This is a genomic window from Actinomadura barringtoniae, assembly GCF_017573505.1.
Classification (GTDB): Bacteria; Actinomycetota; Actinomycetes; order Streptosporangiales; family Streptosporangiaceae; genus Spirillospora; species Spirillospora barringtoniae.
The window spans coordinates 90,729-104,145 of the sequence record NZ_JAGEOJ010000013.1 but is presented as its reverse complement, the minus strand read 5'-3'; the positions used below and the strand labels follow the sequence as shown (position 1 = coordinate 104,145).

General features: G+C 67.2%; 16 protein-coding genes. 7 read left to right on the top strand and 9 right to left on the bottom strand.

The annotated features are described in order from the left end of the window. Positions 1-197: 197 nt before the first annotated feature. The 3 genes from J4573_RS30380 to J4573_RS30370 are packed head-to-tail and all read right to left on the bottom strand — an operon-like array spanning position 198 to position 4,209. Positions 198-1,868 carry a prenyltransferase/squalene oxidase repeat-containing protein gene (locus tag J4573_RS30380; protein ID WP_307797017.1) on the bottom strand — a complete coding sequence of 557 codons (1,671 nt, stop codon included), beginning with the start codon at positions 1,866-1,868 and terminating at the stop codon, positions 198-200. After that, the gene (locus tag J4573_RS30375; protein WP_208259332.1) at positions 1,865-2,842 is read right to left on the bottom strand and encodes a terpene synthase family protein; all 978 of its coding nucleotides are present in this window, start codon (positions 2,840-2,842) and stop codon (positions 1,865-1,867) included. Before J4573_RS30375 ends, J4573_RS30380 begins: the two co-directional genes overlap by 4 nt. Beyond that, positions 2,839-4,209 carry a cytochrome P450 gene (locus tag J4573_RS30370; protein WP_208259331.1) on the bottom strand — a complete coding sequence of 457 codons (1,371 nt, stop codon included), beginning with the start codon at positions 4,207-4,209 and terminating at the stop codon, positions 2,839-2,841. The genes J4573_RS30375 and J4573_RS30370 overlap by 4 nt, the downstream gene beginning before the upstream one ends. Before the next feature lie 366 nt (positions 4,210-4,575). Here J4573_RS30370 and J4573_RS30365 point away from each other — a divergent pair, with 366 nt between their 5' ends. Further along, a complete protein-coding gene (locus J4573_RS30365; RefSeq protein ID WP_208259330.1) occupies positions 4,576-5,763 on the top strand; it encodes a cytochrome P450 in 1,188 nt (395 codons plus the stop codon). A gap of 88 nt (positions 5,764-5,851) precedes the next feature. Here J4573_RS30365 and J4573_RS30360 read toward each other — a convergent pair whose 3' ends face one another. Together J4573_RS30360 and rarD are read right to left on the bottom strand one after the other, a co-directional pair. Further along, positions 5,852-6,262, bottom strand: coding sequence for a hypothetical protein (locus J4573_RS30360; RefSeq protein WP_208259329.1), 411 nt, complete (start codon positions 6,260-6,262; stop codon positions 5,852-5,854). Between the two features lie 114 nt (positions 6,263-6,376). After that, positions 6,377-7,258: an EamA family transporter RarD gene (gene rarD, locus J4573_RS30355; RefSeq protein ID WP_208259328.1), complete on the bottom strand. Its 882-nt coding sequence runs from the start codon at positions 7,256-7,258 to the stop codon at positions 6,377-6,379. A 78-nt stretch (positions 7,259-7,336) separates the two neighbouring features. Between rarD and J4573_RS30350 the strand changes: the two genes are divergently transcribed. Together J4573_RS30350 and msrA are read left to right on the top strand one after the other, a co-directional pair. Further along, entirely contained in the window at positions 7,337-7,948 is a 612-nt protein-coding gene (locus tag J4573_RS30350) for a class I SAM-dependent DNA methyltransferase (protein WP_208259327.1), read from the top strand. 13 nt (positions 7,949-7,961) lie between these two features. Further along, positions 7,962-8,621 carry a peptide-methionine (S)-S-oxide reductase MsrA gene (gene msrA, locus J4573_RS30345; protein ID WP_208259326.1) on the top strand — a complete coding sequence of 220 codons (660 nt, stop codon included), beginning with the start codon at positions 7,962-7,964 and terminating at the stop codon, positions 8,619-8,621. Positions 8,622-8,679: 58 nt separating this feature from the next. Here msrA and J4573_RS30340 read toward each other — a convergent pair whose 3' ends face one another. Then, positions 8,680-8,868 (bottom strand): DUF397 domain-containing protein, encoded by a 189-nt coding sequence (locus J4573_RS30340; protein WP_208259325.1) that lies wholly within the window; start codon positions 8,866-8,868, stop codon positions 8,680-8,682. Then, on the bottom strand, positions 8,865-9,671 hold the full coding sequence (locus J4573_RS30335; protein WP_208259324.1) for a helix-turn-helix domain-containing protein: 807 nt from the start codon (positions 9,669-9,671) through the stop codon (positions 8,865-8,867). Before J4573_RS30335 ends, J4573_RS30340 begins: the two co-directional genes overlap by 4 nt. Before the next feature lie 107 nt (positions 9,672-9,778). Here J4573_RS30335 and J4573_RS30330 point away from each other — a divergent pair, with 107 nt between their 5' ends. The 3 genes from J4573_RS30330 (at position 9,779) to J4573_RS30320 (ending at position 10,735) form a co-directional block, all read left to right on the top strand. After that, complete coding sequence (locus J4573_RS30330; RefSeq protein WP_208259323.1) at positions 9,779-9,928, top strand: hypothetical protein; 150 nt, start codon at positions 9,779-9,781, stop codon at positions 9,926-9,928. Beyond that, a complete protein-coding gene (locus tag J4573_RS30325; protein WP_208259322.1) occupies positions 9,925-10,284 on the top strand; it encodes a hypothetical protein in 360 nt (119 codons plus the stop codon). Before J4573_RS30330 ends, J4573_RS30325 begins: the two co-directional genes overlap by 4 nt. A gap of 115 nt (positions 10,285-10,399) precedes the next feature. Beyond that, positions 10,400-10,735 (top strand): hypothetical protein, encoded by a 336-nt coding sequence (locus J4573_RS30320; RefSeq protein ID WP_208259321.1) that lies wholly within the window; start codon positions 10,400-10,402, stop codon positions 10,733-10,735. Between the two features lie 465 nt (positions 10,736-11,200). Here J4573_RS30320 and J4573_RS30315 read toward each other — a convergent pair whose 3' ends face one another. Further along, positions 11,201-11,743: a transcriptional regulator gene (locus J4573_RS30315; RefSeq protein WP_208259320.1), complete on the bottom strand. Its 543-nt coding sequence runs from the start codon at positions 11,741-11,743 to the stop codon at positions 11,201-11,203. A gap of 425 nt (positions 11,744-12,168) precedes the next feature. Here J4573_RS30315 and J4573_RS30310 point away from each other — a divergent pair, with 425 nt between their 5' ends. Beyond that, complete coding sequence (locus tag J4573_RS30310) at positions 12,169-12,438, top strand: DUF397 domain-containing protein (protein ID WP_208259319.1); 270 nt, start codon at positions 12,169-12,171, stop codon at positions 12,436-12,438. 93 nt (positions 12,439-12,531) lie between these two features. Here J4573_RS30310 and J4573_RS30305 read toward each other — a convergent pair whose 3' ends face one another. Beyond that, positions 12,532-13,413, bottom strand: a complete 882-nt coding sequence (locus J4573_RS30305) for a helix-turn-helix domain-containing protein (protein ID WP_208259318.1) — start codon at positions 13,411-13,413, stop codon at positions 12,532-12,534. Between the last annotated feature and the right edge of the window lie 4 nt (positions 13,414-13,417).

The following is a 13,417-nucleotide window of genomic DNA, read 5'->3' as shown; positions in this document are numbered from 1 at the left end:
ATTTGTAGATTCGTCCGCAAACCGCTGTGAACTCAATGAACGGCGCGAAACATCGATGCGGGTCGGTGGTAGTGAGAAACGGGGGAGTCACCGCTCCGTACGCGGAAGAACACTAGCAACAGCGACATTCCGTCTCAAGTGAATCACTAACAACCCGCATGAAGTTCTGGTTGCGCTATGGCCGGGTGTGTTCCATTTCACCTCTCCCGTGCATTCGCGGACTTGCGGATGAGCAGGAGAGCTGACAGTACGGCGGCCCGAACGATGGCTCCCGGGTGATAGAGGTCCTTGTCGTGCCAAAGGGCGGGCTCGTCCTCGATGTCCGGGCCCGTGGAGCCGCTCACCGGCGAGGCGAGGTGGCCGAGGAGTTTCGCTTCCGCGCGGGCGACCGCTCGTAGCGATGCATGCGACGGTTCGGACTCGGTCAGCAAGAGCGTCTGGACGGCGTAGGCCGTCTCCTCGGCCGTTCCCTGCCACCGGCCCCATGAGCCGTCCGCACGCTGGTTCGCCAGGATCCAGCGTCGCGCCGCCTCGACCGGCGCGGCCGCCGCGTCGTCGCCGAACCTCGCCAGTGCGATGGAGCAGCAGGCGGTCGCGTAATAGGGGGAGGCGTGCCAGCGGTCGGTCCAACAGCCGTCGGTGCGCTGCCGGTCACGGAGCCAGTTGGTGATCTTGGCAACGGTTTCCGAATAGCGCTTCGCGAGAGTTCCCTCGATGCGATGAGCGGGCACCTTTACCAGAAATTGCCCAAAGGCTTCCAAAACATGGGCGTTGGTCGTGGTGGAGTATCCGTCCTCGCCTTGCCAGGTGCAGAAATGCGATTCCGTCTCGTACGCCCACAACGAGTCGGGCGGGTGGGGCACGTCGAGCAGTGCCAGGGCGTACAGTGCCCCGGCCGTTGTGTCGGCGTCCGCCGGCAGGCCCGCCGCGGCCGACGTCCCGTTCGGCCCGAGCGGTGCGGTCAGGCTCAGTACCAGCGCAGGGGGGACGCTCAGCGGGACGCCCGCGCGGGTCAGCCACGCCAGCACCCAGCCGCGTTCGAACACGGTGAGCGGGAACCCGCAGGGGACCGGGCCGTCGTGAAGGGACGTCACGGTCTCCAGGTACCAGCGGGCCGGATTGCTGGGCTCGGCCGGATGGCTGTCGCCGAGCCAGGCCGCGGTGGCCGCGGGAGAGGCGCCGATCGTGCCGGTCGGCTCGTGCCGGATCTGCGGGAGCCCGACGGCGGCGTCCCCGGCGATCTCCAGCGCGTGAAGGAGCTTCTGCGGCGGCTCCGCCCCCGAATTCAGCAGCTCTCGAACGAGGGGGAGGCGTGCGCCGTCCATGCCCGCGGGCGGAGTCAGCCGAACGCCCGCCCAGCGTGCGAGGGCGGCGGGCGGAGCCGGAGCGCTGGGGAGCGCGGCGAGGTGTTCGTTGATCCGCTCGATGAGCGCCGGCGCGATCAACTCGATCGCCGGCATGTCGGGCAGCGCGTCCAGCGTGGTCAGCGCGGGGAAGAGCCGTTCGGTCAGGAAACACAGGGCGCGGTCCACCGCCGTCGCCGTCGTCTGCGGGTCCCGGGGTGCCGGGCGGGAGAGCTCCGAAAGGAGCGCCTCGGCCGCGCTGAGGGTGGGCACCAGCGCATAACCGTTGTTCGGTGCACCCCACCCTCCGTCGGGGCGCTGGCCCGTCAGGAGGTAGGTCACACGTTCGGCATGGCCGGTCAGCCATGGAGACAGGGTCACCAGGCGGCCGGTCTCGTAGACCGAGGTGGACGTCTGGCCCCACGGACGCCGCTGGAGGCCTTCCACCAGATCGCGGGCCGCGGCCTCGATGTCGGCGACGCCGACGGTGATGTCCGAGGGATCCCTGCAGTCGAGGCTGCTCACAACGCACCCCAGAAGTCGGTGACACCGTAGAAACCGGCGCAGAAGTCCATCTGCCGCTCCATGTACGTGGCCAGTCCCCGATGTCCGTCTCGCATGTCGTGGATCGCGGTACGCGCCTCGGCGGTGAGATCGGCGATCCGCGCCTCGACCTCGCCGCGGGTGAGGTCGAGGAGGAGTGCGTTGAGATCGCCCCACTGCAGATCGCGCTCGTAGGTGCCGAGGTCGTTGAGCAGCCGGATGACCCGCTGTACGGCCTGGGACGCCGCCCGTACGGCCTCGGCCTCACCGTGCCCGCCCTCGGCGATCCAGTGCGAGGTGAGGACGAACGAGAAACCGAGGTTGTCGGCGTTGGCCAGATAGGCGTCGAAGGTAGGGGCGTCCGTGGTGCCGTCCGTGGTGCCGATCTTGCGGTCGGCCTTCCAGGTCCACTCGCGCGCCATCGCGTCCAGCATCAGGGACAGCTCGCTGAACCAGACCTCACCCAGGCGAGCGAACGCGGGAGCCGCCGCCAGTTCGGTCGTGATGTCGGCGAGGAACGCCATGAGATCCGCGACCGCCGGGGTCGACGCCGACCCGTCCAGGCCCGGCGGGGCGGGGATGGCAGCCGGGCGCGGCGGGGCGGGCATGGCCGCCGGGCGCGGCGGGGCGGGCATGGCCGCCGGGCGCGGCGAGGCGGCGACGTCCTTGCAGCGGCGGACGAGGTCGCTGACCTCGTCCGCCCGCGTCGCCGCGTAGTCGATCAGCCAGTCGAGCCCGAAGCACCACAGGCAGACCCGGTTGGCCATGCGCAGCCGCCGGGCGCTGAGACCGGGGCCGCTGAAGGCGGCCGCCAGCGCGAGCGTGCTGAAGAGGGCCGGATCGAACGCCTTCGCGCCGTACAGGCCGGGGTACGCCGCCGCCCACTCGCGCATCTGGCGCTGGCCCTGGCCCGCGACGGCACAGGTCGCCCCCGATTCGAGGGCCGAGGACGTCATGAGGAACGGTCCAACGGGTGCAGGATCAGCTGGAGGTCCTGGTCCGGCCTGATCGTGGCGCCGATGCGGGGCTCGATGGCGGCGCTCGTCTCCAGTAGTTCGGGCCGGAAGCGGCTGAGCATGCTCGCGATGATGAGCTGTGCCTCGACGTTGAAGACGTGCATGCCGATGCACTGGTGCGGCCCGCCCCCGAAGGGGAAGTACGCGTACCGATGCCTGTCCGCACTCCGCTCCGGGCTGAAGCGGTCTGGATCGAAGGCGAGCGGCCTCTCCCAGAACGCGGTGAGCCGATGGGTCAGATAGGGGCTGATGAGAATCGTCTGCCCTGGCTTGATGGGCGTCCCGCCGATCTCGCCCGGCTGCGTCGCCATGCGGGGGAACAACCAGCCGACGGGGTAGAGGCGCAGCAGCTCCTGCACCACCTGCTTGGTATAGGTCAGATCCGGGAGGTGCTCCGGGCCGACGGGGTCGGCGCCCACCACCCGTTCGACCTCGTCGTACAGCCGCAGCGCCACCTCAGGGTTGTTGCAGATCGTGGGCCAGAGCCAGGTCAGCGCGGTCGAGGTCGTCTCGGTGCTGGTCGCGAACATCGCGACGAGGTTGTCGCGCACCCATGTGTCGGAGGGCTCGCCGCCGTCCGCCGTACGGGCCCGGCACAGGGCGGTGAAGATGTCGTCGCCCTCGCCGGGATCGTCGCGGTAGCGCTCGACCAGGCCGTACATCACCTCGTCCATGATCCGCACGCCCTCGCGGTACGCGCGGTCGCCGGGCATCGGGATCGCCTCGGGGACGAACGGCAGCAGGAACCGGAAGACGAGCTTGGTGGCGACCGCCTCGAAGGCCGGGAGCAGCCGGTCGATCTCGGCCGGGAGGATCTTCTCGCCGAAGAAGATCCGGATGACCGTGCGGTTGACGATCTGGACCATCTCGGCGCCGGCCGAGAGCGCCTGCCCGCCGCCGGCGCGCCCGGCCAGGTCGTCGACGGCCTCGTTGATGGTCTCGGCCATCCGGCCGGTGAGCGCGTTGACGTTCCGGGTCGTGAAGACGGGCTGCAGGATCTTGCGGCTGAACGCCCAGAGGTCTCCTTCGCCGAGGATCCCGTCGCCCATCAGGCCGTGCAGCGGGCGCCAGAAGACGCCGTCGCGAACGTAGGTGTCGGAATGGCGCAACACGGACTGGACATGGTCCGGATGTGTCACTACCAGGGGCTTCGAGGCGCCCAGATCCAGTCGAAGGAGTTCGCCGTCGGCCTCGCGGCCTATGCGTTCGATCTCCTTCAGAGGATTGCGGAGGAAGCCGGGGAGGGTTTTGTAGAGCGGAAAGGTTCTGGGTTTGCGGGCGCCGGTCGTCTCGGCGTCGATGGACATCGCTCACTGCCCCTTGCTGTACCCCATGTGGAATTTTGGCGCGCTTCAGCCACCGCGCCGCACACCGTGCGGCCGGGTGTCCGACGTTCGCTGAGGGCCATTCCGCGAACGTTTCAGTATTTGGGACGGATTGGGCCAACGGGGGAGAAGTAGGGTCAATTGACCCCAGAGTATTGCATGCTGCTCATTCTTCCTTCAAGGTGAGGTCGGTCAGATCGTTAGGCGCGCGAAGGTGAGAGAGATCACCCTTCGCAGGCTCTTGCCAACAAGGGGTGTAATGGGTTCTAAACAGGTGAACGAATCCTTTCTCGCGGCCTTTACCAATTGTCGAGATCTTTGGGGAACGGGCGCTTCAGGGGGATGGTCATGACGGCTGAAACCCAAGGCCAGGCCACCCTTTCGATGGCCGAACTGCCCATGGCCGACGACCGCGGCGAGGGATACGCGATCCTCCGTGAGGCCGGGCCTGTGGTGCGTTCTGACGCGGGGTACCTCGTGACGACCCGCGAGCTCGCCGATCACGTCTTCAAGAATCCGGAGCTCTTCTCGTCCAAACGCGCGTTCGATACTTTGGGCAGTCCGGTGCCGCTCGTGCCCATCGCGTTCGACCCGCCTGACCACACTCGTTACCGGCGGCTACTGCAGCCGTTCTTCACACCGAGGGCCGCCGCGGCGCTCGAGAGTTCCGTCCGCGAGAACACCTCGGCGCTCATCGACGTGATCATCGAGCGCGGTTCCTGTGACGCCGTGGCGGATCTTTCCCGACCCGTTCCTGCGCAGGTTTTCCTCGCACTGTTCGGGCTGCCCTCGGCCGACCTGGAACGGCTGCTGAGCTGGCGAGACGTGATCATTCAAATGGCCGACCTTTCCGGTGGCGGCGAGCCCTCGGCCGAGGCGATGGCATCGGCGGCCGAGCTGTTCGGCTATGTGAGCGCACACGTCGCCGAGTGCCGTGCGGGGCGCGCGGAGGGACTTCTCCGGGACCTGGTCGAGGGCGACCCCTCGTTCACCGACCAGGACGCCGTCGGGCTGTGCTTCCTGTTCGTGCTCGCCGGGGTGGACTCGGTGACCAACGCGCTGAGCCTGATGTTCGCCAAGCTGGCGAGCCGCCCGGAGCTCAGGCGCGCCCTCGCCGCCGATCCGTCACTGATCCCGTCGGCGGTCGAGGAGATGCTGAGGGTCGATCCGGCCAACGCGGTGGTCCCGCGGGTCGCCACTCAGGACGTTGAGCTCGCGGGCGTGCACATCCCGGCCGGAGCCGCCGTGGGCGTCGCGGTCGGCGCCGCCAACCGGGACTTCGCCGAGCTCGACGATCCCGACACCTTCGATCCCGGGCGCGACTACAACCACCTCACCTGGGGCGGCGGGCCTCATCGATGCCTGGGCGTCCATCTCGCGCGGACGGAGCTGAGGGTCGTGCTGGAGGAGTGGCACCGGCGCATCCCGGAGTACGAACTGGCGCCCGGCGCGCGTCCTCAGGTGGTGTGGCCGACCGGTGTGATCGGTATCGCGAGCGTGCCCGTCGTCTTCCCCCGGCCCGGTGAACGCGGCTGAGCGGCCTGGCGTTCCGGCTCTGAAGCTCCGTGGCGAGGCTCGGTGACACAGCCGGGCCTCGCTTCGGGGCCGGCCGTTGGGCTGGGAGCTACTTGGTGAAGCGGGCGGCTTGGGGGTTCAGGGCGTTCGGGAGCGGGAACGGCAGCGAGCGGCGGGAGGAGATCTTGACTCGGCCGGTGACCTGCTTGGTGCCGCAGTGGGCGACGATGTCGTAGGTGCCGGAGCCGATGTTTCCCTTGATGGTCGCCTTGCCCTGACCGTTGTAGCCCTTGCCCGCCAGCGTCACGTCCTTGGCGAAGGCGGTGGACTGGGCCCAGTGGCGGTCGGGGCCGACCGAGCACGCGCGCACGGTGATCTCGACGTGCTGCCCGGGGTGGGCGGTCTTGGGGGAGACCTTGATGCCGTTCGAGCCGGAGGAGGTGGCCTCGCCGGTGGCAGGCGCGACCAGGGCGCCCGCGACGAGCGCCGCTCCGAGAGCGCTGATGCTGAGCAGGCGCAACCGTACTCCTCGGGTCAATGTGCCGTGCGTGTGACGTCCGGCACTCTAGTGCCTTTCAGGCGCGTTGACTCAAGAGACGCCTAGAAAGCCGGAAAAGTTGGGCTTTTGGGGTCGTCAGGCGGTTTCGGCCGCGCGGGCCTGGAGACGGAGGCGGCGGCCGGACCTCAGGCCGTCGGTCGTCAGAACGATCAGCGCGGCCCAGACCAGCAGGAACCCGGCCCAGCGGCTCGGCGGCATGTCCTCGTGCTGCACGAGGAGGCCGATGAGGAACTGCAGTACGGGCGCGAGGTACTGGAGCATGCCGATCGCGCTCATCGGGAGCCGGACCGCCGCCGCGTTGAAGAGCATGAGGGGGAGGGCGGTCACGATTCCGGCGCCTGCGAGGAGCACCGCGTGGCCGGTGCCGTGGTGGGCGAACGCGGCGTTCCCCTGAAACTCCAGGGCCGTCGCGAAGCCCAGAGCGGGCAGGAAGAGCACGGCGGTCTCGACGGCGAGGCTCTCGGCCGAGGGCATGTCGGCGAACTTCTTGAGCAGCCCGTACGTACCGAACGAGAAGGCGAGCGTGAGCGCGATCCAGGGCAGTCGCCCGTAGTCGGCGGTCAGCAGGACGACGGCCGACGTGCCGAGCGCGACCGCGAGCCACTGCCAGATCCGCAGCCGTTCACGGAAGATCAGCACGCCGAAGATCACGCTGATGAGGGGGTTGATGAAGTAGCCGAGCGCCGCCTCGATCGTGTGGCCGGAGTTGACCGCGTAGATGTACGTGCCCCAGTTGATCGTGATGACCACCGCGGCGAGGGCCAGCAGGCCGAGCTTGCGGAGGCCGAGCGTCCTGATCCAGGCCCAGTTGCGGGTCGCGCCGAGGATCACTCCGACCGCCACGAGCGACCACATGATCCGGTGGGCGAGGATCTCCAGCGCGCCCGCGGGCTTCAGCAGGGGCCAGTACAGGGGGAACAGGCCCCAGAGCACGTAGGCCGCAACCCCGAATACCATTCCGCGACGGTTCACCACAAACGTGCACAATATCAGTCGGTAATGAGCCAAAAGGGTCACAGTGATGACGGGAGACGGATGAGCACGCGCGACAGTTATGACGAGGTGGCCGGCGAGTACGCCGAGCGGCTCCAGGACGAGCTCGCCGCCAAGCCGCTCGACCGCGCGCTGCTCAAGCTGCTCGCCGACTCGGTCAGCGGCCCGATCGCCGACATCGGCTGCGGTCCCGGCCACGTGGCCGCCCACCTGCACGGCCTCGGTACGCCCGTGCTCGGCATCGACCTGTCACCCCGGATGATCGAGATCGCCTCGGCGAGCCACCCCGGCATCGGCTTCCACACCGGCGACATGCGTGAGCTGCACGTACCGGACCAGGCCTGGAGCGGCATCGTCGCGCTCTACTCGATCATCCACATCCCGCCGGCGGACCTGCCCCGGGCGTTCGCCGAGTTCTACCGCGTCCTCAAGCCCTCCGGCGTCCTGCTGCTCGCGTTCCACCTGGGCGACGAGGTCCGCCACATGGACGAGTGGTGGGGCCACCAGGTCTCGCTCGACTTCCAGTTCTATCTGCGCCCCGAGATCGAGACCGCTCTCACCGACGCCGGCTTCACCGTCGACGCATACATCGAACGAAAGCCTTACGCCCACGAGGCCGAGACCACCCGTGCCTATCTCATGGCCCATCGTTGAGTAGCCTCTAAGTGTGTTCGGATTCGCGAAGACCGAGATGATCACGCCGGACAAGGCGCTCCCCGGCCGTGAGGAGCCCCTGCCCGTCCCACCGCGCCACGAGGTGCTGGACGCTCCCCTCGCACCGCCCTATCCAGAGGGCACCGAGATCGCCGAGTTCGCCCTCGGCTGCTTCTGGGGTGCCGAACGCAAGTTCTGGCAGACCCCGGGCGTCGTCTCCACCTCCGTCGGCTACCAGGGCGGCTACACGCCCAACCCCACCTACGAAGAGGTCTGCAGCGGCCGTACCGGCCACACCGAAGCGGTCCGCGTCGTCTACGACCCCGCCAAGGTCACCTACGAAGACCTCCTCCGCGTCTTCTGGGAGGCCCACGACCCCACTCAGGGCATGCGCCAGGGCAACGACGTGGGCAGCCAGTACCGTTCCGCGATCTTCTACCGCACCGAAGCCCAGAAGGCCCAGGCCGAAGCCTCCCGAGACGCCTACCAAAAGGTCCTCGAAAAGGCCGGCTACGGCAAGATCACCACCGAGATCACCCAGGCCCCCGAGTTCTACTTCGCCGAGGACTACCACCAGCAGTACCTCTCGGACAATAAAAACCCCGGAGGCTACTGCGGCCTAGGCGGCACAGGACTCAGTTGTCCGATCGGCGTAGCCCCTGCTGACGGGTGACCTAGTCGTTCAGCACGAAGCCCCGACCGCACGCTTCGGTCGGGGCTTTGGCGTTTGGTCAGGCGGTCTCGTCGTCCGCCTTGACGCGGTGCACGAGGGAGCGCCACGCGCTGGGGGAGAGAGTGAGCTTGGGGCCGTCCGGGTCCTTGGAGTCACGCACGCCGATGGTTCCGGCGAGGTTGGCAACCTCCACACAGTCCGAGTTCTCAGCGCTTGTGCTGCGGCTGGACTTGCGCCACTCCGTCATTGATAGGTCTCCATCGTTCCTTCGATCAGCGCCCGTGAGGGGCGCACTGTGGCGGCGATGTCGCCTATGCGATCGAACCCCACAGAGAGGTACTGGACGTCCGGAGGTTCCAGGATCAGGCGGCCTCGGGTGGGGGCATCGGTGTAGGCGATATCCCTATCATCCACCGTCAACAGCTTGAAAGGTCCCTCGACTCCCATGTGATCGCCTGCGCCTTTCTCCAGCACACGGACGCTCACGTTGGATAGATCGGCTACTTCGAGCAACCTGGCGAGTTGGCCGCGCATGACGTCAGGACCGCCGAACGGCTGCTCCAGGACCACCCAGTTGAGGATCACCGAGATGTGCGGGGGCTTGGGCTTCTCGAACACGGCGGCCTGGCGCGAGAGCCGTTTCTCAAGCTCGCGGTCAACGTCGCTGACGAGTCCTGCGGACAGAACTGCCCGTGCATAGTCGGGCGTCTGGAGGAGTCCGGGCACGACGGAGAGTTCCCACATCTTGATGCGTGTTGCCCGCGCCTCATAGTCCTTGAGCCCGGTGAACCAGTCGCCGTCATCTGTCGCGTTCGCGAACGCGACCAGTCGCGTGAACAGGAGCCGCGTCTGCCACAGCTCGTCCAGCGTTGCCGCGTACTTGGCCGACAGCCTCCGGAGCCCGTTTTCGATCCTGGAAACAGTGGAGCGGTTGCAGTCGAGTGCCCTCGCAAGGGCCGTCTCGGAGAGCCCATGCAGTTCGCGTTGTCTCCGCACCTCAATAGCGATGACGTGCCAGAGCGAACGATCCGGGTCAAGGGAGTTGCTCACGGTGATCGCCCTCCGGGCTTGTTGCCATTGCTGCCGGAATCTTCCGAACGTAGCTCTGCGGGGGGACCGAGTTCATCCGGGCGAACGGGGTCTCGTGGCTCGCTGTGGTGCGGCGAGACAAGCAGCGCAAGGCGGTCCTGGGGCTGGCATACGCACAGGGGAACTGCTGGATCGTGTCGCAGTCGGGCGCGATGCTCGCGCATGTGTCGGACCCTGCACGCGCGGCCCGCGTCCTGCGGGAGGCGATGGCGGCGTGAGTGACTGGCCGAAGATCTACGACGAAGCGGCACGAGCGGAACAACTGTTCGCGCCTCCGGCCGAACTCGTGCCCCTCGGGGTCGGCGCGTTCGGGGAGGCGTGGACCGCGAGGAACCACTCCCCGACTCTGCTCAAGGTGTTGAACAAGTTCGCGGCCGAGGAAGCGAGGACGTTCCTGAAGGACCTGGGCGATCGGGCGGCCCCTGAGGCGCTCTGCACTGCGTGGGCGAGGCTGCGCTTGATCTATGAGCGGCTGCTGACCGCGCACGGGTTCCTGCCGGGATCGATCGCGGACGTGCTTGCCGACGCGGAAGCGAACGTGAACCGCATCGCGGGCAAGCCACCTAAGCAGTAGACCCGCTCGCGTGTCGGTCCGGTCCCTGACACGCGGGTGCGCGGGCTCCGGGAGATCGCCATCGTGCCTCCCCGGGGCCCGCTCCATGTCCGGTGATGGAAGAGAGGAGTTCGTCATGCCCGATACCGCCGAACGGTCCGCCCCGAGTCCGCTGTATGCCCTGCTCGCGATGCTGGAGAGTCGGCATCCGGGGGTGGACTCGGCCGTCGTCCGCACTACCGAGTGGCTACGGGTGAATGAAGACGAACCGGATCGGTACGTCCGGGTTTCGTGCTGCAAGGCGGGTCCATGGCGAGTGGTGTGGGACGCGGACGCGGCCACGTTCGGCTGGGACCCCAATAGCTCGACGTGCCCCAAGGCAGGGCTCCCGCTCGGGCCGCTGGACGATGTGGATCGGGTAGCCGATCAGATCCATGACGTGCTCTGCGCTGTGTCGGAACAGATCCCCTAGCGCTGCCCAGAACGGTCCGTAGATAGCAGGACAGCCCCTCCCCGGCTTCGGGTAGGGGCTGCTTCTATGAGCGGGGCGGTACTCAACCTGAGGGCCGCGGCTTCCCTTCGCGCTGACAGGGTCGGGGCCTGCCGGTATGGCCGTAGGCCACCCCGTAGGGGCAGCCGTTAAGGCGAGTCCGGCCGGCGCCGTGTCGGCAATTCCGTCTCAAGCGTCATCCCAGCTAGAAGCCGCTGCCCGGTCCTTTCAGCGGAACGCCGTCCCTGGCGGGGGGCCGTTCGCCACGCAACCATGTCTGTCAACTCAGCTAGCCGTCGCTGGCACTCCTTCGCATCGGCCGCTATCCGTGCTTGGCGCAGCTGCGCTGCCACTGCATCCCGCTTGGCCTGCATCACGCGCGTCCGCACACGTTCAACATCCTTGCCCACCCAACGCGTGGCGCTGCCGCGACCAGCCGCTATCGGTTCAGACGCCATGCTGCCAACCTCGCCGGTATGTCATAGCGCTACTAGGGTCATTGGTCCCGCTCGGCGGGCCACCCTCGAAGCTCTCGGCGTAGCCATCGAACACACCGCCCTCGGTCTCTCGCCTGAGGTGCCAAAGTGGGGCGCCGTAGGCGTTCATCCCGAACACGTGGGCGTTGACGAGCATCTGATCGTCGCCGCGATAGATCGAGTTGTAGAGCGTCGTCGCGTGAACATGCACCTCGATGCCGGGCGTCTCGATCAGCGGCGCGTAGTGCAGGAGCGCAACCCGGCACCGGCTCTCGATCCCGTGGCCGTACCTCTCCTCTTCGCCTCGCTGGCTGACGGCTGCCGCGTCGGCGTCGCCCAGGAGGATGCGCACGCGGCAACCAGCGGCGGCCTTCGCTTCCAAGAGGTCGTTGAAGTCGGGCCACTGCTCGTGCAGGAAGACGGCTGCGTACACCAGGATCTCGATCCGCTCGCGCGCCTGGGTGAAGAGCGTCCGCCGGAGCTCGAACGGGGCGTCTGAACGGGTGTCATGCAATGCGATCAGCTCTGGGTGAAGTCCCCGCTTGCGTCGGGCCCTGCTCCAGGGATGGCCACAGGTAAGCCATGTCCTCGCGCAATGCTCGGGCGGCCTTGTAGGCCGTCGTCCGGTCGTATCCCACGTCGGTGGTGGCACATCCCTCTGCCTGAACCACCCTGACCGCAGCCATGGTCTTCTGATGGTGATTCGCTGCCCTGGGTGGGCGGTGGCACTAGCCGCGGTGCTGCAGCGGTCAGTAGTCGCGGGTGGTCTACACCTATGGGGAAAACGCGGCCCGCGCGGCCTCTGGCAGGGCCAAGATGGTGCTCCCGCTGCAGAGAGGTAGATTGCGCTCTGTGATCATCCGCGCATGCGGAGGTTGCGGTCCAGACAGCATCAGCGCTCGTGCGGGCATATCAGCCTGCCTGGAAGGATATGGGTCGATGAGCCAGTCGCAACGTCGCGCGATCAGCCGTGCAGGCACGCTGAGCATCGAAGGGACGTCTCACCAGGTTGTCTGGCACAAAGCTTCGGCCAGCGGGTCCGGTGGCTGTGTCGAAGTGGCCTCGGCCGGCTCCGCCATATTCGTCCAAGACTCGAAGGTTGCCGACGGTGGCGCGGTCATCGCGCTGCCGACGACGGCCTGGTCCTGCTTGGTCGACCTGGTGCGGACTGGACGGCTGGACTTGCCGGTAGTACGTGAAGGAGAGTGATCAGCGCGACGCGGATCACTCTTGAGCTGAGAAGAGCCGTTCGTCACGGGGGTTGATGAGCGGCTTTTCCAGCCGTGGATGCACTCGACCGCGCTAGAGCATCGATCTGATGATGCCTTCTATAAGGGCGTCGGTTTCCTCTGGCGGCAGGACCAGCTGGCGGAGATTCTCGAAAGCGACCTTGTAGTCGGTGATGCGGGAGTCGCGGTCGGTGATCGTCAGGTCTGATGCGCGTGCGTTCTCCAGGAACAGCACATCCTCGAGTCTGGAATCCTTGAACTCGAGCAATGTGAACTCGCCCATAACGCCGAAGTGGGCGCCCTGTGAGAAGGGAATGACCTCGATGGTGATGTTGGGTCGAGCGGCCATGTCCAGGATGTGCCGAAGTTGTTCCGGCATGATGTCTGGATCGCGCTGCCCTCCGACCCGGCGCCGCAGCGCTCCCTCGTCCAGGATGATGTAGATCTCGGGTGGGTTGGACTTCTCCAGGATCGTCTCTTGGCGCTGCATGCGAACTTCCACTACGACATCCCGCTGGCCAGGCTCCGTGACGAACTCCACGGTGAGGGCGTTCGCGTAATCCTCAGTTTGGAGGAGGCCTGGAATCTGTAGCGGTGCGCAATTGCGAATTGTCGTCGCCCCCGCCTCGTACCCGATGTATTCGAGATAGTCGGGGTTGACATCCTTTCGATACAGCGCCCACCAGCCCCGCTGCCGCGTGTCCCGGGCGATGCCGGTCAGCCTGTTCACGTGGGGATCGCCGTCATCCATGCCGTAGAGGCGTAGCAGGGCCTGGAGGTCGGTGGTCGTGACTCCGACGGTGCCGCCCTCGATGCGGATCAGTTTGGACACCGACCAATCCAGGACGGCGGCGACCTGATCTTGTGTCTGCCCTCCCTCGCGGCGGAGGCGCTGCAGCTCACTGCTCAGGATGGCCCGCTGGACGACAGGGCCGGGACCGGACGGCATGCCCATACCG

What these genes read in the sequence shown, in the direction of transcription:
- J4573_RS30340 (WP_208259325.1), bottom strand. Translation starts at nt 8,868, where the DNA reads ATGACGGAGTGGCGCAAGTCCAGCCGCAGCACAAGCGCTGAGAACTCG.
- rarD (WP_208259328.1), bottom strand. Translation starts at nt 7,258, where the DNA reads ATGGTATTCGGGGTTGCGGCCTACGTGCTCTGGGGCCTGTTCCCCCTG.
- J4573_RS30305 (WP_208259318.1), bottom strand. Translation starts at nt 13,413, where the DNA reads ATGGGCATGCCGTCCGGTCCCGGCCCTGTCGTCCAGCGGGCCATCCTG.
- J4573_RS30370 (WP_208259331.1), bottom strand. Translation starts at nt 4,209, where the DNA reads ATGTCCATCGACGCCGAGACGACCGGCGCCCGCAAACCCAGAACCTTT.
- J4573_RS30350 (WP_208259327.1), top strand. Translation starts at nt 7,337, where the DNA reads ATGAGCACGCGCGACAGTTATGACGAGGTGGCCGGCGAGTACGCCGAG.
- J4573_RS30375 (WP_208259332.1), bottom strand. Translation starts at nt 2,842, where the DNA reads ATGACGTCCTCGGCCCTCGAATCGGGGGCGACCTGTGCCGTCGCGGGC.
- J4573_RS30320 (WP_208259321.1), top strand. Translation starts at nt 10,400, where the DNA reads ATGCCCGATACCGCCGAACGGTCCGCCCCGAGTCCGCTGTATGCCCTG.
- J4573_RS30310 (WP_208259319.1), top strand. Translation starts at nt 12,169, where the DNA reads ATGAGCCAGTCGCAACGTCGCGCGATCAGCCGTGCAGGCACGCTGAGC.
- J4573_RS30365 (WP_208259330.1), top strand. Translation starts at nt 4,576, where the DNA reads ATGACGGCTGAAACCCAAGGCCAGGCCACCCTTTCGATGGCCGAACTG.